Below are 18,896 nucleotides of genomic sequence, written 5' to 3' on the forward strand. Positions count from 1 at the left end.
CTGTCCCTCTCACGCTTCGTTGCCAGCGACGATGCTCATCACCGCCATGCGCACCGCAATGCCGAAGGTCACCTGCGGCAGGATCACGCTCTGCTTGCCGTCCACCACGGCCGAGTCGATCTCGACGCCGCGGTTGATCGGGCCCGGGTGCATCACGATGGCATCGGGTTTGGCCAGCTGCAGCTTCTCGGGCGTCAGGCCATAGCTCTTGAAGAACTCCTGTGACGAGGGCAGCAGGGCACCACTCATGCGCTCATTCTGCAGGCGCAGCATGATGATGACGTCACAGCCCTTGATGCCTTCTTCCAGCGTGTGGCACACGCGCACGCCCATCGGTGCCATGCTGGCCGGCACCAGCGTCTTCGGCCCCACCACGCGCACTTCGGCACAACCCAGGGTGGTGAGCGCATGAATGTCGGAGCGCGCCACGCGCGAGTGCAGCACGTCACCGACGATGGCCACGGTCAGGTTGGAAAAGTCCTTCTTGTAGTGCCGGATGGTGTACATGTCCAGCAAGCCCTGCGTCGGGTGCGCATGGCGGCCGTCGCCGGCATTGATGACATGCACGTGCGGTGCCACGTGCTGCGCGATCAGGTAGGGGGCACCGGATTCGCTGTGGCGCACGACAAAGAGGTCAGCCGCCATGGCGCTCAGGTTGGCGATGGTGTCAAGCAGCGACTCACCCTTGGAGGCTGAAGAGCGCGCGATGTCGAGGTTGATCACGTCGGCCGAGAGGCGCTTGGCGGCAATCTCGAAGGTGGTGCGCGTACGCGTGGAGTTTTCGAAGAACAGGTTGAACACGCTCTTGCCGCGCAGCAGCGGCACCTTCTTGACTTCGCGGTCGCTGACGCTGACGAAGTTGGCCGCCGTGTCGAGGATGTGCGTCAGGATGTCCTTCGACAGTCCTTCGGTCGACAGCAGGTGGATCAGTTCGCCGTTCTTGTTGAGTTGGGGATTGCGTTTGTAAAGCATGGTCGTGTCTTGGGCTGGGCTTGTCAGTGCGGGCTGTTTCTGTCGCGTGCCAACGGCGGCCTCACGCAGCCTCCACTTTGAAGCTGAAGTTACCTTGGTCGTTGCGCGCCAGCGCCAGTGACTGATCCGTCGGCAGCGTCACCCGTGCCGCCGCAAAGTCCGGCTGGATCGGCAGCTGGCGGCCACCACGGTCCACCATCACCGCCAGCTGGATGCTGGCCGGACGACCGTAGTCGAACAGCTCGTTGATCACAGCGCGGATGGTGCGACCGGTGTAGAGCACATCGTCCAGCAGCAGGATCTCTGCCTCGTTGACATCGAAAGGCAGCACCGTCTGGCCGCCGGCAGCCAGCCCCCGGCGCGCAAAGTCATCGCGGTGCATGGCCGAGGAGATGGTGCCAGGCTCACCGGCCAGGCCCAGGTCGCGCTGCAGCCGCTCCACCAGCCAGGCCCCACCCGAGGTCACACCCACCAGGCGGGTCTTGGCATTGCAAAGTCCCCGGACACCGCGCAACAGTTCGCGGTAAAGCGCTTCTGCATCCAATATCAGTGTGCTCATGCCATCGTCCTCAAAAACTGTTCCAGAATGATGCAAGCTGCGCCGGCATCGGCATCCTTGGCGCCATCGGCCAAGGCCTCGGTCGTGCTGTAGCGCTCATCGACCTCATAAACCGGCAGACCGAAACGCCCGCGCAACTGGCGCGCAAACTTCTGCGCCCGAACCGTATTCTCGTGCGGCGCGCCATCAGGATGCCAAGGGACACCGACCACCAGAGCGTCGGGCTGCCACTCGCGCAAGCGTTCGGCGATTTTGGCAAAGCGGGCATCGCCCTCGGCTTGGATGGTTGGCTGCGGCTGGGCACTGCGCAACAGGCGAGTCCCCACTGCCACGCCGGTACGCTTGAGACCGAAATCCAATGCCAGAAAGGTTTGCTGGTTGGCGGGAACGGCCGTCATCTGCGCTGCCGTGTTCATGCCCACATCATCTCCGCACAGCGAACGAAAACCGCGGAACGCCGTGGAACCGGCTCTGCCGGGCCACTGGCGTTGCCCCCTTCCAGGGGGGTGGCGAAGCGCAGCGGAGCCTGGGGGTTCTCCATGTTACGCATGCCCCGCTTCAGGCGACAGCATCCAGGCCTGCAGGCCGAGCAAGGACAGCGCCTTGTCATAACGCTGGTCCACCGGGGTCTCGAAGATCAAGGCCAGGTCGGCATCAACCGTCAGCCAGCTGTTCTCGACCAGTTCCGATTCCAGCTGCCCCTCGCCCCAGGCGGCATAACCGAGCGAGACCAGCACACGGCGCGGGCCGCCACCGGTCGACAGCGCTTCCAGCACATCGCGCGAAGTGGTCATCTCCAGCCCGCCCGGGATGACCATGGTGGAGGAGTAGACCGGGTCATCGGACTCGGCCTTCTGGGGCAGGATGGCTTCGTGCAGCACAAAACCGCGCTCGGTCTGCACCGGCCCGCCCTGGAAAACGGGTTCATCCTTCAGGTCGGTGCGCCCCAGCGGCAGTTCGACCTTGTCGAACAGACTCTGCAGCTTGATATCGCTGGGCTTGTTGATCACCAGTCCGAGCGCCCCACGTTCGCTGTGCTCACAGAGGTAGACCACGCTTTTGGAAAAAGTCGCATCTGCCAGTCCGGGCATTGCAATCAAAAAATGATTCGTGAGGTTGATAGGTGCAGAATCATCGGACATTGTTTGATTTTAGCGGCGATCATGCCAAAACCCTTTGATTCCGGCCTGGTGTGGTTCCGGCGCGATCTGCGCACCGACGACAACACCGCCTTGTGCCTGGCCTTGCAACAATGCCAGAAGGTTTACTGCGCCTTCATCTTCGATCGCGACATTCTCGACCCGCTGCCCAAAGCGGACCGCCGCGTCGAGTTCATTCAGGCCTCCCTCGTCGAGCTGGATGCGAGTCTGCGCTCACTGGCAGGCAAACTGGAGGCTGGCCTGATCATGCGCCACGGCGTTGCCGGCGAGTTGATCCCGGCGCTGGCGCAGTCGCTGCAGGTACAGGCCGTGTTTGCCGCCCACGACTACGAGCCCCAGGCCATGGCACGCGATGCCCGGGTCCGCGGCAAGCTGGCCGGCCTGGGGGTTGCCCTGCACACCTGCAAGGACCAGATCATCTTCGAGGGACGCGAGATCCTGACCAAAACCGGCACGCCTTACGGCGTCTTCACCCCCTACCTGCGCAGCTGGCTCGACCAGCTTCAGCGCCACCCCGTGCGCATCCAGGACCCGGCACCACTGGCCTCGGCGCTGGTGGCGCGCCCAGCCGGGTTCCAGCAGGCCGTGCCGACGTTGCAAGAACTCGGCTTCGAGAAGACCAATCTGGCAGAGTTGCGCATCCCGACCGGCGCCCATGGTGCCCGCCAATTGTTCGAGGATTTTTTCGAACGCATGGATCAGTACCACGAGACCCGCGACTTCCCGGCCGTCAAGGGCCCAAGCTACCTGGGCGTGCATCTTCGTTTCGGTACCGTCTCGATTCGCAAGCTGGTTGCCACGGCGCTGCAAAGCAGCATCGCCGACAGCCGCGGCGCCACGGTCTGGTTGAATGAACTGGCCTGGCGCGAGTTCTACTTCCAGATCCTGGCCAACTTCCCGCACGTCTGCGACGGTGCCTTCAAGCCCGAGTACAACGCCATTGCCTGGGAACGTGGGCCGCATGCCAAGTCGCTCTTCCAGGCCTGGTGTGAAGGGCGCACCGGCTATCCCCTGGTGGACGCAGCCATGGCCCAGCTCAACCAGACCGGCTACATGCACAACCGCTTGCGCATGGTGGCCGGCAGTTTCCTGGTGAAGGATCTTGGCATCGACTGGCGCTGGGGCGAACGCTACTTTGCGGAAAAACTCAACGACTTCGACCTGGCGGCCAACAACGGCGGCTGGCAATGGGTCGCCTCCAGCGGCTGCGATGCGCAACCCTGGTTCCGCATCTTCAACCCGGTGAGCCAGAGCGAGAAGTTCGACCCGGAGGGCAAGTTCATCCGCCGCTACCTGCCGCAGCTGGCGGCCATGCCCACAGCTGCGCTGCATGCACCCTGGAAAGCTCGCCCGCTGGAGTTGAGCAGTGCCGGCGTCGAACTGGGGGGCAACTACCCGCAGCCCCTGGTGATGCACGACGAGGCACGCGCCCGGACCCTGCAGCGTTACGCGGTGGTCAAGAAGCCACACCAATAGCTATCATTTTGATAGCTATTGGCACCGTATTCACGGGACCAATCAACAGAATCAGACCTCAACCGGCTGCGTGCTGTAGTGCCGCACCAGGTTGAGCAATTCATCTTCCGAATAGGGTTTGCCCAAGTAATGGTTGACCCCGAGCTCGCGCGCATGATCGCGATGCTTCTGTGCAATGCGCGAGGTGATCATGATGATGGGCAGGTCACGCAGGCGCTCGTTCATGCGGATGTTGCGCACCAGATCGAAGCCGTCCATGCGCGGCATCTCGATGTCCGTCAGCACCACCATCGGCATCTCCTCCTGCAAGCGCTCCAGTGCCTGCAGGCCATCCGCCGCCACCGCCACGCGGTAACCCTCCCGCTTGAGCAGGCGCTGCGTGACACGGCGCACGGTGATGGAATCATCCACCACCAGCACCAGCGGCAGTTCGCTGGCCGCCAGCCGCGCCGCAGGCATGACATCCGCAGCGCCAGCTTGGGGCGATGCAATATCGCCCGTTTGAGCCGCTTGCTGCAATTCACGCGCCCGCTCGCCATAGACCGCGCCCAGAGCCACCGGGTTGTAGATCAGGACCACCGCGCCCGAGGCCAGCACCGACATGCCCGCCAGACCTGGCAAGCGCGAGAGCTGGGCCCCGAGGTTCTTCACCACCACCTCCTGGTTGCCCAGGATTTCGTCCACGTGGATGGCCAGGCGCTGGCCCGCGCTTCGGCAAATCACCACCGGAATGGTCTTGCTCTGTGTTTCATGGCTGCGCCCGGATGACTGCAGCAGCGCACCCGCCCAGAAGAAAGGCATCGTCTCGCCGGCGTAGTCCAGGCTGCCGCTTTGGTAGGCCTGCTCCAGTTCGTGCGCCGTGACTCGGCGCACGATCTCGACCAGATTGGCCGGCACCCCGACCGTCAGATGGCCCATGCGCAGCATGACCACCTGCGTCACCGCCGTCGTCAAGGGCAGCACCAGCTTGAAGCGCGTCCCCCGTCCCGCCTCGGTGCCGGTCTCGATCCGGCCACCCAAGGCATAGACTTCGGAACGCACCACGTCCATGCCGATGCCGCGCCCGGCCAGTTCCGTCACCTGCGCGGCCGTGGAAAAACCGGGCATGAAGATCAGGTTGGCCGCCTCGGCGTCCGATAGCGTCACATCAGGCGCCACCAGACCACTGGCCACGGCCTTCTCGCGGATGTGCCGCAGATTGAGACCAGCACCGTCATCACCGAAGATGATCGACACGTCGTTGCCCTCCTGGTGCAGGCTGATCGCAATCGTGCCGGCCGCTGGTTTGCCGGCAGCTTCGCGCTGCTCGGCGGCTTCGATGCCGTGGGCCACCGCATTGCGCAGCATGTGCTCGAAGGCCGGCGCCATCCGCTCCAGCACGCCACGATCCATTTCGAGCGAACCGCCGCTGATGTCGAGCTTGACCTGCTTGCCGGCCTCCTTGGCGGCTTGCCGCACCACACCATAGAGGCGTTCGGAAATGCTCTCGAACTCCACCATGCGCGTGCGCAGCAGATCGCGCTGCAGCTCACGCGCCTGGCGCGCCTGCGCCACCGAGTCGTCCTCGGTGCCTTCCACCGTGCGCAGCAGGTTGCGCTGCACGGTGGCCACGTCATTCACCGATTCCGCCATCATGCGTGTGAGTTCCTGCACGCGCGTGAAACGGTCAAACTCCAGCGGATCGAAACCTTGCGCCGTATCCTTGGCCATGCGTGACTGCATCTGGCTTTCTGCCTGCAGCTCGATGTCGCGCAGATGCTGGCGCAACCGGTCCAGGTTGCCCGTCAACTCTTCCAGCGAGCTGCGCAGCTGGCCCACGCGCACATCCAGGCGGGAGCGCGTGATCATCACCTCGCCGGCCTGGTTCAGCAACCGGTCCAGCAGCTGCGAACGAACGCGAACCGACTGACCCGTGCCCTGCCGGGCCGGCGCCAAAGTGGCCATCGTCGGCATCGGCATCGTGAGGGGCGTTGATGTCAGCTGCAGTGCGGGCAATGAAGCCGACGCAGCGGCCGGAGTCACCTCCTGTGACGAGGCCGCATCCGCCCCCGCGCGCAAGGCGTCGAAGTTCTGCTGCAACGCGTCGAATCGCGTCAGCAGAGGTTCAATCTGCGAGGCCTGCACGAACTCGGCGCCCATCTGCTCAATGGCCGACTCCATGCGGTGCGCCATTTCCCCCAGGCGCATGGCGCCCGCCAGACGCGCACTGCCCTTGAGGGTGTGCAATACCCGCAGCACATCCATGCGGGCGCCGGTGTTTTCCGGATGGCTGGACCACTCGCGCAAGGCCGCGCTGAGCTGCGGCAGCAATTCGACCGCCTCTTCCTCGAAGATCGGGAAGAGATCGGGATCGATGGCATCGACCGCATCGATGTCATCAACACGGTTTTCCACCACGATCTGCGCGGCGCCCACATGCGCGTGGGCTGGCGCAGGAACCTGCGCCACCGCAGCCGGCGGCTCAGGCACAAGCGGCGTGGAGACGAAATCGAGTGAAAAATCCTCTTCGGCATCCACCGTCTCGGCCGCACCCACATCGGGAGATTCACTCGGCGCATCCACGGCAGCCACCGGGACGCTCGTCAATGCACCAGCCCCAGTGCGCGCGAAATCGGCCGTCAGGATGGCGTGCAACGCCTCGATCAACTCCGGGTCTGGCTCCTTCAGGAAACCGGCGGCAAATTGATGCAACAGATGGCGGATATCGTCGGCCGCAGCCAAGAACACCTTGGCCTGCTCTTCCTGGCCCCTGCTTTGCAATTGCACATGCTGCAGGGCGTGCTCCAAGGCTCGGGCGATCTCGGACAAGGCACGGAAACCCACCGTCGCCGAACTGCCTGCCAGGGAGTGGGCCAGCCCCACCGTGGAATCGGCGACCGGACGATGCAACTCCAGCGCCCATTCACTGAGTTCCGTCTGCAAACGGCGGGACCACTCGTCGGCCTCGTTGAGGTAGACGTTGTAAAGGGGAATGCCGATACGCAAGGTTCCGATGACCTTGACCTGTTCATCATCGCCGGCATTCGGCGCTGCTGAAACGGACGCCCCCGGTTGCAGCTCGACCACCTCAAGAGGCGGCAGCTCCAGCTCTGGCAAGGAAATTTCCTGCTCGGCCGGCACATCATCCGCCGGTTCGATCATCGGAAGTTCAGTAGACGCTTCCTCAAGCTCAACGTTCGCCAATGCGGGTGGTGGCGCTTCCAGCACCCCAGGTCTGGTGATGTCCTCGTCCGCTTCGTCGGGAACAGATGCCAGCACCGGCTCGATGGCAGGCGTCGGCGAGGACACCGCGGCCAGACTGCCGAAATCAATCCCCTCCAACGCCAACGGTTCCTCAGCCACGTGCGCAACGGCCACCTCAGGCCCGGTCACACCGGCATCAAACTCCGCCGGGATCTCAAGCTCGAATTCAGGCACCGGCTCAAGCTCGGGCAATGAGGCCACGGGCTGCGGCTCAGAGACCATCAAAGCTGGTTCAGGTACCGGTGTCGGTACAGTTTCGGATTCGACTGGAACCGGTACCGGCGATGCCGGCGGCGGCTCAGCCCCCGGCGTGGCGAGCGGAACCAGGCGGCCATCCAGCCGCAGTCCATCCGCCGCCTGGCGAAACGGCACGGCACTCCAGGCGTCATCACCGTGCTGTGCAATGTCTTCCACCCAGCGGGCAAAGCCCTGCATGGCTTCATCCGCAAGTTGCAGCAAATCGGCACTGGCCGGTTTCTGTTCCGCCAGCCAGCTGTTGAGCAATTGCTCCATGGCCCAGGCGGCTTCACCGAACTCGTCCAAGCCCACCATGCGCGAACTGCCCTTGAGGGTGTGGAAAGCACGGCGCACGGTGGTCTGCTGCCCCAGGTCGGTCGGGTCGCCCCTCAAGGCAGCCAAGGCCTCCTGGCCGTTACGCACCACCTCGCGCGCTTCCTCCAGAAAGATATCGCGCAAATCCTCGTCATCATCTTCGTCGACAGCCCCCTGCACTGGCGGTTCGACAGGAGACGCCAACGGCGCGGACACCAGTGCCGCCACTTCCTGCAGTCTCTCAGCCGCCTCGGGCACTTCGTCAGCAGACGGCACCACGACCGGTGCAGGTGGCGGAACCACCTCGGGCGATGGCGCCGGTGCGGCTTCCTTTTCGCGCCCCATCAGAGGTTTGAACTCCCCCTGCTCTTCATCGTAGACGAACAGCTTCTTTGCCAACGCCCGCTGGTAGCTCAACATGTCAATCAGAAAACCGAGCGCCCCAAGGCTGTTGCCCAACTTTTCGAATACACCCGTCCGCGCGGACGCCTCGTCGATCTCATCCACGAGCAGCCGCTCGACGCTGTCGCGCAGGCGCAGCGTGGCCAACGCCGCCTGGTCGAGACCGAGCACGGAGAACACACCGCGCATCTGTCCCAACTGGCTTGGCACCTCGGCCAGCGGGTGCTTGTCCTGCGGCTTGCGGAAAAACTGGTCCAGCGCGTTCTCCACCTCAGCCAGTGTGCTGCGCAACTCATCAACCACACCGCCCATGGTCTGCCGGTCACTGACACGGCGGTACAGGTCCTCCATCCAGCCTTCCAGCGGTTCAGGCTGGCCACCGGCCATCACATGCTCAAGGCGCAGCGCCAGACGGCGGCTGCGTTCGGCCATGCTGGTATCTGCGGGGTCCATATCCTCGTAGGCCGCATCGAGGTACAGGATCGCCGTCGCCACCTCCATCGCCACGGGTGTAACGGGTGGCTCGCCGGAACGCACCGTGCTCTCCACCGCCCGCGTCAGGGCACGCGCCAGATCTCCGCTTTCCGGGTGCAGCTTCAGGATGGAATCGCACACCAGGTTGAACTGGTCGGCCACCACCTTGAGGCGATTGGTGTCCCCGCCGGAGAGCGTCGACCAGGTCTCGGTTGCCGTGGCAATGCGCTTGCGGGTCTGGACCAGCAGTGCCGGATCAAAGCGTCCGAACAAGACCGTTTCGTAATCGACAGCGCGTTCGGCCGTCAGGCCATAGGCCTGGCGAACTGCCGCCAAGACTGGCGCATCCGCCTCTGACACCGCAACGGACTGAGCACAGAAAAACAGCAGATCCTGCGCCAGCCGATCCGAAACATTGTGATCGCCACGCGCCAGATTGGCGTATTGCAACAAGACACGGGAAGCGGCCCGCTTGACATAAACATCGGCCGGGCACAGCTTCTGGGCCAGCGCCTCAAAGTAGGCCGCACAAATCTTCCAGAACACGCGGGGCTCGAGCACCTGCTCGCCAGCCGCCAGACCCAGGCAGATATCGCGCAGAATTTTGGCCGACGACACATTGCCGGTCTTGACCATGTTCAAGACAGCCGGGTCCATCTTGGCCCGAATGGCCGGCGCATACGATAACGGCCCCGCCGCCCCCGGCAAGGTCACATCGATCCAGCGCCATTCGTGCGCCCACAGATCAGCCGGATGGATACGGTCCTCCCCGACCAACTGCAGCACATCGCGGTACTGCGGAAACAGCGCCACAGCCGAAATCGTCTTGCCACGCAGCACGCCTTCCAAGTATTCCATCAGGGCGAAGCTGGCGCGCTCCACCTTGGTGGCGGCCTCTTCGCTACAGAACTCGGGGCGCTGCACAAATTTCTGCGCCAGGGCCTCCATGGCACGCAGCACCTTGGCGGGCGCGCCCAACCCCACCATCTCCAGCGCACCGACCGCTTGGTGCAACTGCTGACGGGCAATCCGCAGCTGGCTGGCATCCAGCGACTCCAGTTCGGAACCACGCGCCAGCTCAGCATCGCGCACAAAGCGGCGAATAGCCTTGGTCGCGCCATCCAGCGACTTGCGAAGTTCGTCCAGCACCCAGGCCAACGGGCCGAGATCGTTGACCGCCACGTCGGGGTCGCTGCTGATGGCTGCGTGCGCTTGCATGGGTGGACTCGCTCCTGCGGATGACGTTTAGCGGACCACGGGGTCAGGCGATCTTGAAACGCGCCACCGATTGGCGCAGCTCTTCGGCCATGCGCGACAACTCGCGCACCTGGGTTGCCGTGGAGCGCGTACCTTCACCGGTCTGCTCCGTCACGGCAAAGATGTGCTGGATGTTGTCGGCCACCACATTGGCCAGACCGGCTTCCTTGGAGGCAGCGCCGGAAATCTCTTCAATCAGTTCGGCCAGCCGGCGCGACACGCGGTCGATCTCGGTCAGCGCCGTACCGGCGTTGTCGGACAGCTTGGCCCCTTCGACCACACCTTGGGTGGAACGCTCCATGGCGGCCACCGCGTCCTGGGTATCGGTCTGAATCGCTTTCACCAGCGCAGCAATCTGGCGCGTCGCATCGGCCGAACGCTCAGCCAGTCGCTGCACCTCCTCGGCCACCACCGAGAAGCCGCGCCCGGCTTCACCCGCCGACGCCGCCTGGATGGCGGCGTTCAGAGCCAGCACGTTGGTCTGTTCGGTAATGTCGGAAATCAGCTCGGTAATTTCACCAATCTCCTGTGACGACTCGCCCAGGCGCTTGATGCGCTTGGAGGTTTCCTGGATCTGGTCACGGATCGAGTTCATACCGCCGATGGCATCCTGCACGGCCTGCAGACCGGATTCGGCCGCCTGCAGCGACTGGCGGGCCACCGCAGCCGACTCCTGCGCCTGCACCGACACCTCGTTGATTCGGGTCGCCATGTCCACCACGGAACGGCCGGTTTCGCGAATTTCGTGCAGTTGCTCGTTGGATGCGGCCAGCAACTCGGTGGAGGTCTGGTCCACTTCCGCCGTCGTCTGCGCCACCTTGGTCGCCGTGTTCTGCACGTTACCCACCAGCAAACGCAGTTCTTCCACCGTGTAGTTCACCGAGTCGGCAATGGCGCCCGTGATGTCCTCGGTCACCGTGGCCTCCTGGGTCAGATCGCCTTCGGCCACCGTCTGCAGCTCATTCATCAATCGCAAAATGGCGGCCTGGTTGGCGTCATTCACCCGCTTGGCTTCCTGCTCCTGGCGCTCGGCTTCCTGACGCTGCGCCTCGGCCACCACCTGGCGCTTGCGGCTGTCCTGCAGCTGCACATAGGCCAGTCCACCTGCGCACAGCAGCGAGAACAGGGCTGCGCCACCCAAGGACAACAGCGCCACCGGCCCCAGACCGGTATTGGCCGCCAGGCGGGCCTGCAGCTCTTCCAGGTCACGGCGGATCGGCTCGCTGTCCGCGATGATGGTGACCTGCGCCTCACGCGCCGACACCAGGCCTTGCAGGTTGCCCAGAATGGCACCAGCCTGGGTGCGCGTCTGTTCATACAGCTTGATCAGGGCACCGAGCTGCTCGCGGGTCTGCGCGTCCTTGGTGGCACTCAGGCGCAGTTCGGGGCTGCCGTCCAGCAAGCCCTGTGCAATTTCCTTGAAGGAGTTCAAGTCCTTGCCCAGCAGGAACACCGCTTCCGGGCTCACGCCTTCGGCCGTCAGGAATTCGTTGGACGACTTGCCGATACGCTGGGTCAGCATCACCAGCTGGCCTGCGGCCGAAATTTCAGTCGCTGGAGCATTCTGCTGCAGCTTCAACGAGGACACGGTCTCGGCGATTTCCAGCAGGTCCGATGACTGGCGGTTGATCAGCCGCAATGCCGAGCCGACCTGCGTCAGGATTTTTTGCTGCGCCATGATGACGCCTGCACTCTTTTCCGCCTTGAACATCAAGGGCAGGATTTTCTCGAGCTGCGGCTGCAACTCGTTGTCCACCGCCTGCAGACGGAGCTCGTCGTCACCGTCCTTGAGGCCCTTGAGGGTTTTCGCGAGAATGCTCGAACTTTCAGACACTTCCGGGAACGCCTGCGGCACCCCCACCAAGGCCTGCGACACCGACTTCGCCAGACGCTGCGACTGCATCAGCGCCTGACCGGTAGCACTCACCTGCTGCGCCACCTTGTCGGCACCGTTCAGGCCCACAAAGGCCACGGAGGCCAAGGCCACCAGCGAGACACCCAGCAGCAGCGCCAACAGACGCTGATGTTGCACCACGGTGCGCCGCCCCAGCACGGGCACCGAAATCAGCTCACTCAGGTCCGTCTCCGGCGCGGCCTCCGCCGCCACCCGCACCACCGTCTCGGCAGCCTGGGCTGGCGTGTTGGGCATCATCGGTTCGGTATGGACAACCCCGGCGATGGTCTCATCAGGCGTCGCCAGACTCAGGTTCGAAGCCTGCTCAGAATCAGGCGCCTTCTTCCCGGCGAACAGGTTTTTTAGTTGATCGACAACAGACATGGTGAAACCCCAAGTTTTAACTCAAGCACTGATGCTCAAGAATTCAGGCAACTGCGACAACAGCTGGAGATTGATCTCCTGCCATGACTCCCCGCTGGCATCCACATACCGATTACCAAAATAAGGCGGCGCCGACGCGGCAGGCGGCTCGGACCCTGTGAAAGTTTCCACATGGCGCAGACCGGCCAAGCCGTCCACCAGCAAGGCGCTGTTGACCTCCAGCGCCGCATTGAAGGTGACAACACTGGCCTCGCCCGGCTGCGATTCCGGGCGTCTGGCGGCGCTGCCCGACCCGATGAAGGCAGCCAGATCGACCACCCCGTACAAGCCCCCGCGCAAATTCACCACCCCCAGAAACCAGGGGCGGACATACGGAACGACCTGGATATCGGCCAACGGAAAAATCTCACCCGACTGCGCCAGCGGAAACAGGTAGTTGCTCCCGCCCGCCCGAACAGCCAGCCAGGAGATGGACAGACCTTCCATCTTGGCCGTTTGCAAGCGGCTGGCGAGACGTGTCTGGAGCTCCCTGAGTGCTTCGCGATTGGCCATGGGTCAGTGTTCAGCCCAAGGACTTGATCTTGCCCAGCAGCTCAGCCGCATCGACCGGCTTGGTCACATAGTCGCGCGCGCCCTGGCGCAGGCCCCAGACCCGGTCGGTTTCCAGGTTCTTGCTGGAGCAGATGATGATCGGAATGTCGGTGTACTCGGGCGTGCGGTTGATGGCGCGCGTGAGCTGGAAACCGTTTTGCCCCGGCATGACCACATCCATCAGGATCAGGTCCGGCTTTTCCTCGGTCAGCCGGCGGAACGCTTCGTCGGCATCCTGGGCGGTTTTCACCGTCATGCCGTTCTTCTGCAGCAGATCCGTCAGAAACATCAGCTCGGTCTTGGAATCGTCGACGATCAGAACTTTTTTTACCGGCATCAATTTACTCCTTGCGTGACTATGCCAAACTGCTGCACAGCCTGCAACAACTGGTCTTTGGTGAACGGCTTGGTCAGGTAATCCTGGGCGCCGACCATGCGGCCGCGCGCCTTGTCGAACACGCCGTCCTTGGACGACAGCATGACCACCGGAACGGCGGCGAACTTCGGATTGCGCTTGATGATGGCACAGGTCTGGTAGCCATCGAGACGAGGCATCAGGATGTCGCAGAAGATCAGATGCGGTTCGTAGTCGTTCACCTTGGCCAGGGCATCGAAGCCATCTTCCGCCAGCAGCACTTCGTGCCCGCCCTGCTTGAGGAAGATCTCGGCGCTGCGCCGGATGGTGTTGCTGTCATCGACAACGAGGACCTTGAGGACAGGTTCTTGGGTGCTCACAGACAGTGCTCCTGATCAGGAATGGGCGGGGTCAAGCGCAAACATCTTGATACAGATGTTTCAGATCTGAACCATCTCAAAGTCTTCTTTGCGGGCACCGCACTCCGGACAAGTCCAGTTCATGGGCACATCGGCCCATTTTGTACCGGGTGCAATACCGTGCTCAGGATCGCCGGCTGCCTCGTCATAAATCCAGCCACAAATCAGGCACATCCACGTCTTGGTATCACTCACAGCTTACGGCGCCTTCGAATAGAATAGAAACATTGTATAGAGGCAGCACAACCGATTTAGGCCTGTGCGCCAGACATGCGATATTCTGCCTGATGACAAACGCAGGCTGGCCCATGCAAACCCCACCCCACACCGAAACAGAACACGAGGAAACCCGCCCCGCGTGCGTGCTGGTTTTCAACGCCAACGACCCCTGCGGTGCCGGCGGCCTGTCCAGCGACGTGGCGGCCATCGCCTCGGTGGGTGCGCACGCGCTGCCGGTGGTCACCGGCACCTACGCCCGCGACACAGCCGAGATCTTCGAGCACTTCGCCTTCGACGAGGAGGTGGTGGCCGAGCAGGCCCGCACCCTGCTGGAAGACGTGACGGTGCAGGTCATCAAGGTCGGCTTCGCCGGCACACCGGAAAACCTGACGGCCATCGCCGAGGCGGCCTCGGACTACCCCGACATCCCGCTGGTTGCCTACATGCCCAACCTGTCGTGGTGGAGCGAGGTCCAGATCGACCTTTACCTGGATGCCTTCCAGGAACTGGTGCTGCCGCAAACCGCCGTGCTGGTGGGCAACCACAGCACCCTGTCGCGCTGGCTGCTGCCGGACTGGAACGCCGAGCGCGCGCCCAGTGCGCGCGACATCGCCCGTGCAGCGGCCGAGTTCGGCGTGTCCTACACCCTGGTCACCGGCATCCCGGCGCCCGACCAGTTCATTGACAACGTGCTGGCCTCGCCGCAAGCTGTGCTGGGCAACGTCAAGTTCGAACGTTTCGAAGCCGTGTTCTCCGGCGCCGGCGATACCCTGTCAGCCGCTCTGGCAGCCCTGATTGCCAGCGGCTGCGACCTGGGCGAAGCCTTCACCGAAGCCCTGGGCTACCTCGACCAGTGTCTGGGCAACGGCTTCCGCCCCGGCATGGGGCACGTGATCCCCGACCGGCTATTCTGGGCCCTGCCCGCAGATGACACCGATGAGCCCGACGATGAGTCATCGGGCCCAGCCTCCAGTTTTGAATTTCCCCCCCATGACACACAGCACTGACCTCAACGAGACCCTGTTCGAACGCGCCAAACGCGTCATCCCCGGCGGCGTGAACTCGCCCGTGCGCGCCTTCCGCGCCGTCGGCGGCACGCCGCGCTTCGTCCAGCGCGCGCAAGGCGCCTACTTCTGGGATGCCAACAACCAGCGTTACATCGACTACATCGGCTCCTGGGGCCCGATGATCCTGGGCCACGGCCACCCGGCGGTGGTCGAAGCGGTGCAGAAAGCCGTGACCGAGGGCTTCTCCTTTGGCGCCCCGACTGAGCGCGAGATCGAGCTGGCGGAAGAAATCCTGAAGGAAGTGCCGTCGATGGAGATGGTGCGCCTGGTCAGCTCCGGCACCGAAGCCGGCATGAGCGCCATCCGGCTGGCGCGCGGCGCCACCGGGCGCAGCAAGATCATCAAGTTCGAGGGCTGCTACCACGGCCACGCCGATGCGCTGCTGGTGAAGGCCGGTTCGGGCCTGGCCACCTTCGGCAACCCGACCAGCGCCGGCGTGCCGGCCGAGGTGGTGCAGCACACCCTGGTGCTCGAGTACAACAACGTGCAGCAGCTGGAAGAAGCCTTCGCCCTGCACGGCAAGGACGTGGCCTGCCTGATGATCGAGCCGATCGCCGGCAACATGAACTTCGTGCGCGCCTCGGTGCCCTTCATGCAGCGCTGCCGCGAGCTGTGCAGCCAGCACGGCGCCCTGCTGGTGTTCGACGAGGTCATGACCGGTTTTCGCGTCGCCCTGGGCAGCGCGCAAAGCGTGTACGCCAAGGCCATCCCGGGCTTCAAGCCGGACATCACGGTGCTGGGCAAGGTGATCGGCGGCGGCATGCCGCTGGCGGCCTTCGGCGGCCCGCGCGCCCTCATGGAGCAGATGGCGCCGCTGGGCCCGGTCTACCAGGCCGGCACGCTGTCGGGCAACCCGGTGGCCACCGCCTGCGGCTTGGCCACGCTGCGCGAGATCCGCAAACCCGGCTTCTTCGACGCGCTGGCCGGCAAGACTCGTTCGCTGGTGGACGGCCTCCAGGCCGCCGCTGCGGCCGAAGGCGTGCCGTTTGCCGCCGACTGCGAAGGCGGCATGTTCGGCTTCTTCCTGCTGCCCCAACTGCCGCAGAACTACGGCCAGGTCATGAAGACCGAAGGCGCCAAGTTCAATACCCTGTTCCACGGCCTGCTGGAGCGCGGCGTCTACATCGCCCCGGCGCTGTACGAGGCCGGTTTCGTCAGCGCCGCGCACAGCGCAGACGACATTGCACAGACGGTGGCAGCGGCGCGCGAAGCGTTCAAGTCGCTACAAAAATAATAGCTGCTGGCGCATTGACAACAAGGGCAAAGAGCCAATTTCTTTCGAAACGGCCAGCCCAGACCACCTGCTTGCCCCGCTCCCGGCCGATGGCGGCACAATCCTGGCATTCACCGTGCCCAGGAGTGCTGCTGCCATGTCCACCACCGAACCGTTGATTCTCTCCAGCTGCGATGCGCGGGGCGTTGTCACCCTGACGCTGAACCGGCCGCAGGCCTTCAACGCCCTGTCCGAGGCCATGCTGACTGCGTTGCAGCAGGCCATCGAAGCCATCGCCCGCGACGACAGCGCACGCGTGCTGGTGATCGCCGCCGCCGGCAAAGCCTTTTGCGCCGGCCATGACCTGAAGGAAATGCGCGCCGCGCCTTCGCTCGCCTATTACCAGGACCTGTTCGCGCAGTGCAGCAAGGTGATGCTGGCCCTGCAGCGCCTGCGTGTACCGGTGATTGCCCGCGTGCACGGCATTGCCACCGCGGCCGGCTGCCAGTTGGTCGCCATGTGCGACCTGGCGGTGGCCGCCAGCGATGCGCGCTTTGCCGTCAGCGGCGTCAACCTGGGCCTGTTCTGCGCCACACCCAGCGTGGCGCTGTCGCGCAACCTGGGCCGCAAGGCCGCGTTCGAGATGCTGGTCACCGGCGAGTTCATCAGCGCCGAGCAGGCACGCGAGCAAGGGCTGGTGAACCGGGTGGCCGCGCCGGAGCAGCTCGATGCCGAAGTGGAGCGGCTGGCGGCTAGCATCGTCAGCAAGCCGCGCGTGGCGCTGGCCATGGGCAAGGAGCTGTTCTACCGCCAGCTGGAGTGCGGCATCGAGGCCGCCTACCAGGCCGCCAGCCAGACCATGGCCTGCAACATGATGGACGACTGCGCGCTCGACGGCGTGCAGGCTTTCATCGACAAGCGTCCCGCCACCGGCCCACGGTGACGCCCCAGAGGCGCTGCGGCCGAACGGCCGCCGCCCAAATTGCTACGAAATCAATAGCTGCCCCCGCAATAATGACGGGGGAGACAGGCCAATTAGGCTTATGAATTTCAGTGACGGAAGTGGCGCACGCCGCTGAACACCATGGCCACACCGCGCTCGTTGGCAGCGTCGATCACTTCCTGGTCGCGCATCGAACCACCGGGCTGGATGACGCAGGTCGCACCGGCGTCCACCACCACGTCCAGGCCGTCGCGGAACGGGAAGAAGGCGTCGCTGGCCACCGCCGTGCCCTGCAACGTCAGGTTGGCGTGCTGGGCCTTGATGCTGGCGATGCGTGCCGAATCGAGGCGGCTCATCTGGCCGGCACCGACGCCCATGGTCATGCCGTCCTTGCAGAAGACGATGGCATTGCTCTTGACGAACTTGGCGACCTTCCAGGCGAACAGCAGGTCGTCGAGCTGCTGCGGCGTCGGCGCCAGCTTGGTGACGACCTTGAGCTCGCTGCGCTGCAGCTCGTAGTTGTCGGCGGTCTGGATCAGCAGGCCGGAGCCGACACGCTTGACGTCGTGCGAGTTCAGGCCACGCTCCCAGGCGGTCTTGCCGTCGCGCTGGATGCCGTCGAGTGAGATCTCCAGCACACGCACATTGGCCTTGGCCTTGAAGATGGCCAGTGCTTCCGGCGTGTAGGACGGCGCCATCAGCACCTCAACGAACTGCTTGCTCACGGCTTCGGCCGCCGCACCGTCCACCGGGCGGTTGAAGGCGATGATGCCGCCGAACGCCGAGGTCGGGTCGGTCTGGAAGGCCTTGCTGTAGGCCTCCAGCGCGTCCTTGCCCACCGCCACGCCGCAGGGGTTGGCGTGCTTGACGATCACGCAAGCCGGCACGTCGAAGCTCTTGACGCATTCCCAGGCGGCGTCGCCGTCGGCAATGTTGTTGTAGGAGAGTTCCTTGCCCTGCAACTGCTTGGCCGTCACCAGCGAGCCGGGGGCCGGGTACAGGTCGCGGTAGAAGGCGGCCTGCTGGTGCGGGTTCTCGCCGTAGCGCAGGTCCTGCAGCTTGACCAGGTTGCTGTTGGCCTGGGCCGAGAACGGCAGGCTCACCGGCGCGCCGGCCTGGGCGGTCGCCTCGAAGTCGATGGCAGACAGGTAGTTGCTGATGGCGGCGTCGTAGTTGGCAATGCGGTTGAACGCCGCCACCGACAGCGCAAACCGCAGCTTGTCCGACAACTTGCCGGCGGCTTTCAACTCGGCCAGCACGGCCGGGTACTGCGAGGCGTCGGTCAGCACGCCCACGTCCTGCCAGTTCTTGGCCGCGCTGCGCACCATGGCCGGGCCGCCGATGTCGATGTTCTCGATCGCGTCTTCCAGCGTGCAACCGGGCTTGGCCACCGTGGCTTCAAACGGGTAGAGGTTGACCACCAGCAGGTCGATGGTGTCGATGCCGTGCGTCTTCAGCGCGGCCATGTGCTCGGGCACGTCACGGCGTGCCAGCAGGCCGCCGTGCACCTTGGGGTGCAGGGTCTTGACGCGGCCGTCCAGCATTTCGGGGAAAGCCGTGACTTCGGCCACCTCGGTCACGGGCAGGCCCTGCTCAGCCAGCAGCTTGGCGGTGCCGCCGGTGGAAATGAGCTTGACGCCCAGTGCGTGCAGCGCCTTGGCAAAGTCGACGATGCCGGTCTTGTCGGAAACGGAAATGAGTGCGTTCATGGTTGCT

At 64.2% G+C, this 18,896-nt stretch carries 15 protein-coding genes; 4 read left to right on the plus strand and 11 right to left on the minus strand.

All coding sequences use genetic code 11. From position 1 onward, the window contains the following. Positions 1–9: 9 nt before the first annotated feature. The 4 genes from CDE01S_RS04045 to CDE01S_RS04060 form a co-directional block, all read right to left on the minus strand. The gene (locus tag CDE01S_RS04045) at positions 10–972 is read right to left on the minus strand and encodes an aspartate carbamoyltransferase catalytic subunit (protein ID WP_066704109.1); all 963 of its coding nucleotides are present in this window, start codon (positions 970–972) and stop codon (positions 10–12) included. Positions 973–1,033: 61 nt separating this feature from the next. After that, the gene (pyrR, locus tag CDE01S_RS04050) at positions 1,034–1,531 is read right to left on the minus strand and encodes a bifunctional pyr operon transcriptional regulator/uracil phosphoribosyltransferase PyrR (protein ID WP_066704112.1); all 498 of its coding nucleotides are present in this window, start codon (positions 1,529–1,531) and stop codon (positions 1,034–1,036) included. Further along, a complete protein-coding gene (ruvX, locus tag CDE01S_RS04055) occupies positions 1,528–1,947 on the minus strand; it encodes a Holliday junction resolvase RuvX (protein WP_066704114.1) in 420 nt (139 codons plus the stop codon). Before ruvX ends, pyrR begins: the two co-directional genes overlap by 4 nt. A 126-nt stretch (positions 1,948–2,073) precedes the next feature. After that, positions 2,074–2,673: a YqgE/AlgH family protein gene (locus CDE01S_RS04060; protein WP_066704116.1), complete on the minus strand. Its 600-nt coding sequence runs from the start codon at positions 2,671–2,673 to the stop codon at positions 2,074–2,076. Between the two features lie 21 nt (positions 2,674–2,694). On the opposite strand from CDE01S_RS04060, the gene CDE01S_RS04065 reads away from it, so the two are divergent. After that, a complete protein-coding gene (locus tag CDE01S_RS04065; RefSeq protein ID WP_066704117.1) occupies positions 2,695–4,167 on the plus strand; it encodes a cryptochrome/photolyase family protein in 1,473 nt (490 codons plus the stop codon). 51 nt (positions 4,168–4,218) lie between these two features. On the opposite strand, the gene CDE01S_RS04070 is transcribed toward CDE01S_RS04065, so the two are convergent. From CDE01S_RS04070 to CDE01S_RS18080, 6 genes are read right to left on the minus strand one after another with little or no spacing between them, the layout of a single operon-like run. Further along, on the minus strand, positions 4,219–10,056 hold the full coding sequence (locus CDE01S_RS04070) for an Hpt domain-containing protein (protein WP_066704122.1): 5,838 nt from the start codon (positions 10,054–10,056) through the stop codon (positions 4,219–4,221). A 43-nt stretch (positions 10,057–10,099) separates the two neighbouring features. Further along, complete coding sequence (locus tag CDE01S_RS04075; protein WP_066704125.1) at positions 10,100–12,373, minus strand: methyl-accepting chemotaxis protein; 2,274 nt, start codon at positions 12,371–12,373, stop codon at positions 10,100–10,102. Positions 12,374–12,394: 21 nt separating this feature from the next. After that, entirely contained in the window at positions 12,395–12,925 is a 531-nt protein-coding gene (locus CDE01S_RS04080) for a chemotaxis protein CheW (protein ID WP_066704128.1), read from the minus strand. Between the two features lie 10 nt (positions 12,926–12,935). Next, positions 12,936–13,301 (minus strand): response regulator, encoded by a 366-nt coding sequence (locus CDE01S_RS04085; RefSeq protein ID WP_066704130.1) that lies wholly within the window; start codon positions 13,299–13,301, stop codon positions 12,936–12,938. Continuing rightward, positions 13,301–13,699 carry a response regulator gene (locus CDE01S_RS04090; RefSeq protein ID WP_176573207.1) on the minus strand — a complete coding sequence of 133 codons (399 nt, stop codon included), beginning with the start codon at positions 13,697–13,699 and terminating at the stop codon, positions 13,301–13,303. Before CDE01S_RS04090 ends, CDE01S_RS04085 begins: the two co-directional genes overlap by 1 nt. 60 nt (positions 13,700–13,759) lie before the next feature. Beyond that, on the minus strand, positions 13,760–13,912 hold the full coding sequence (locus tag CDE01S_RS18080; RefSeq protein WP_084382701.1) for a rubredoxin: 153 nt from the start codon (positions 13,910–13,912) through the stop codon (positions 13,760–13,762). Positions 13,913–14,046: 134 nt separating this feature from the next. On the opposite strand from CDE01S_RS18080, the gene thiD reads away from it, so the two are divergent. The 3 genes from thiD to CDE01S_RS04105 all read left to right on the plus strand — a co-directional run bounded on the left by thiD (position 14,047) and on the right by CDE01S_RS04105 (position 17,180). After that, on the plus strand, positions 14,047–14,964 hold the full coding sequence (thiD, locus tag CDE01S_RS04095) for a bifunctional hydroxymethylpyrimidine kinase/phosphomethylpyrimidine kinase (RefSeq protein WP_066704135.1): 918 nt from the start codon (positions 14,047–14,049) through the stop codon (positions 14,962–14,964). Next, entirely contained in the window at positions 14,948–16,258 is a 1,311-nt protein-coding gene (gene hemL / locus CDE01S_RS04100) for a glutamate-1-semialdehyde 2,1-aminomutase (protein ID WP_066704136.1), read from the plus strand. The genes thiD and hemL overlap by 17 nt, the downstream gene beginning before the upstream one ends. Positions 16,259–16,394: 136 nt before the next feature. Continuing rightward, positions 16,395–17,180 (plus strand): enoyl-CoA hydratase, encoded by a 786-nt coding sequence (locus CDE01S_RS04105; protein WP_066704142.1) that lies wholly within the window; start codon positions 16,395–16,397, stop codon positions 17,178–17,180. A gap of 107 nt (positions 17,181–17,287) precedes the next feature. Here the strand turns inward: CDE01S_RS04105 and purH are convergent, their stop codons facing one another. Continuing rightward, on the minus strand, positions 17,288–18,889 hold the full coding sequence (purH, locus tag CDE01S_RS04110) for a bifunctional phosphoribosylaminoimidazolecarboxamide formyltransferase/IMP cyclohydrolase (RefSeq protein WP_066704145.1): 1,602 nt from the start codon (positions 18,887–18,889) through the stop codon (positions 17,288–17,290). Between the last annotated feature and the right edge of the window lie 7 nt (positions 18,890–18,896).

It is taken from the genome of Curvibacter delicatus NBRC 14919 (assembly GCF_001592265.1).
Taxonomy (GTDB): domain Bacteria; phylum Pseudomonadota; class Gammaproteobacteria; order Burkholderiales; family Burkholderiaceae_C; genus Hylemonella; species Hylemonella delicata.

Excerpts from the sequence above, each read along its gene's own strand:
- CDE01S_RS04045 (WP_066704109.1), bottom strand. The coding sequence starts at position 972 with ATGCTTTACAAACGCAATCCCCAACTCAACAAGAACGGCGAACTGATC.
- pyrR (WP_066704112.1), bottom strand. The coding sequence starts at position 1,531 with ATGAGCACACTGATATTGGATGCAGAAGCGCTTTACCGCGAACTGTTG.
- ruvX (WP_066704114.1), bottom strand. The coding sequence starts at position 1,947 with ATGAACACGGCAGCGCAGATGACGGCCGTTCCCGCCAACCAGCAAACC.
- CDE01S_RS04060 (WP_066704116.1), bottom strand. The coding sequence starts at position 2,673 with ATGTCCGATGATTCTGCACCTATCAACCTCACGAATCATTTTTTGATT.
- CDE01S_RS04065 (WP_066704117.1), top strand. The coding sequence starts at position 2,695 with ATGCCAAAACCCTTTGATTCCGGCCTGGTGTGGTTCCGGCGCGATCTG.
- CDE01S_RS04070 (WP_066704122.1), bottom strand. The coding sequence starts at position 10,056 with ATGCAAGCGCACGCAGCCATCAGCAGCGACCCCGACGTGGCGGTCAAC.
- CDE01S_RS04075 (WP_066704125.1), bottom strand. The coding sequence starts at position 12,373 with ATGTCTGTTGTCGATCAACTAAAAAACCTGTTCGCCGGGAAGAAGGCG.
- CDE01S_RS04080 (WP_066704128.1), bottom strand. The coding sequence starts at position 12,925 with ATGGCCAATCGCGAAGCACTCAGGGAGCTCCAGACACGTCTCGCCAGC.
- CDE01S_RS04085 (WP_066704130.1), bottom strand. The coding sequence starts at position 13,301 with ATGCCGGTAAAAAAAGTTCTGATCGTCGACGATTCCAAGACCGAGCTG.
- CDE01S_RS18080 (WP_084382701.1), bottom strand. The coding sequence starts at position 13,912 with ATGTGCCTGATTTGTGGCTGGATTTATGACGAGGCAGCCGGCGATCCT.
- thiD (WP_066704135.1), top strand. The coding sequence starts at position 14,047 with ATGCAAACCCCACCCCACACCGAAACAGAACACGAGGAAACCCGCCCC.
- hemL (WP_066704136.1), top strand. The coding sequence starts at position 14,948 with ATGACACACAGCACTGACCTCAACGAGACCCTGTTCGAACGCGCCAAA.
- CDE01S_RS04105 (WP_066704142.1), top strand. The coding sequence starts at position 16,395 with ATGTCCACCACCGAACCGTTGATTCTCTCCAGCTGCGATGCGCGGGGC.
- purH (WP_066704145.1), bottom strand. The coding sequence starts at position 18,889 with ATGAACGCACTCATTTCCGTTTCCGACAAGACCGGCATCGTCGACTTT.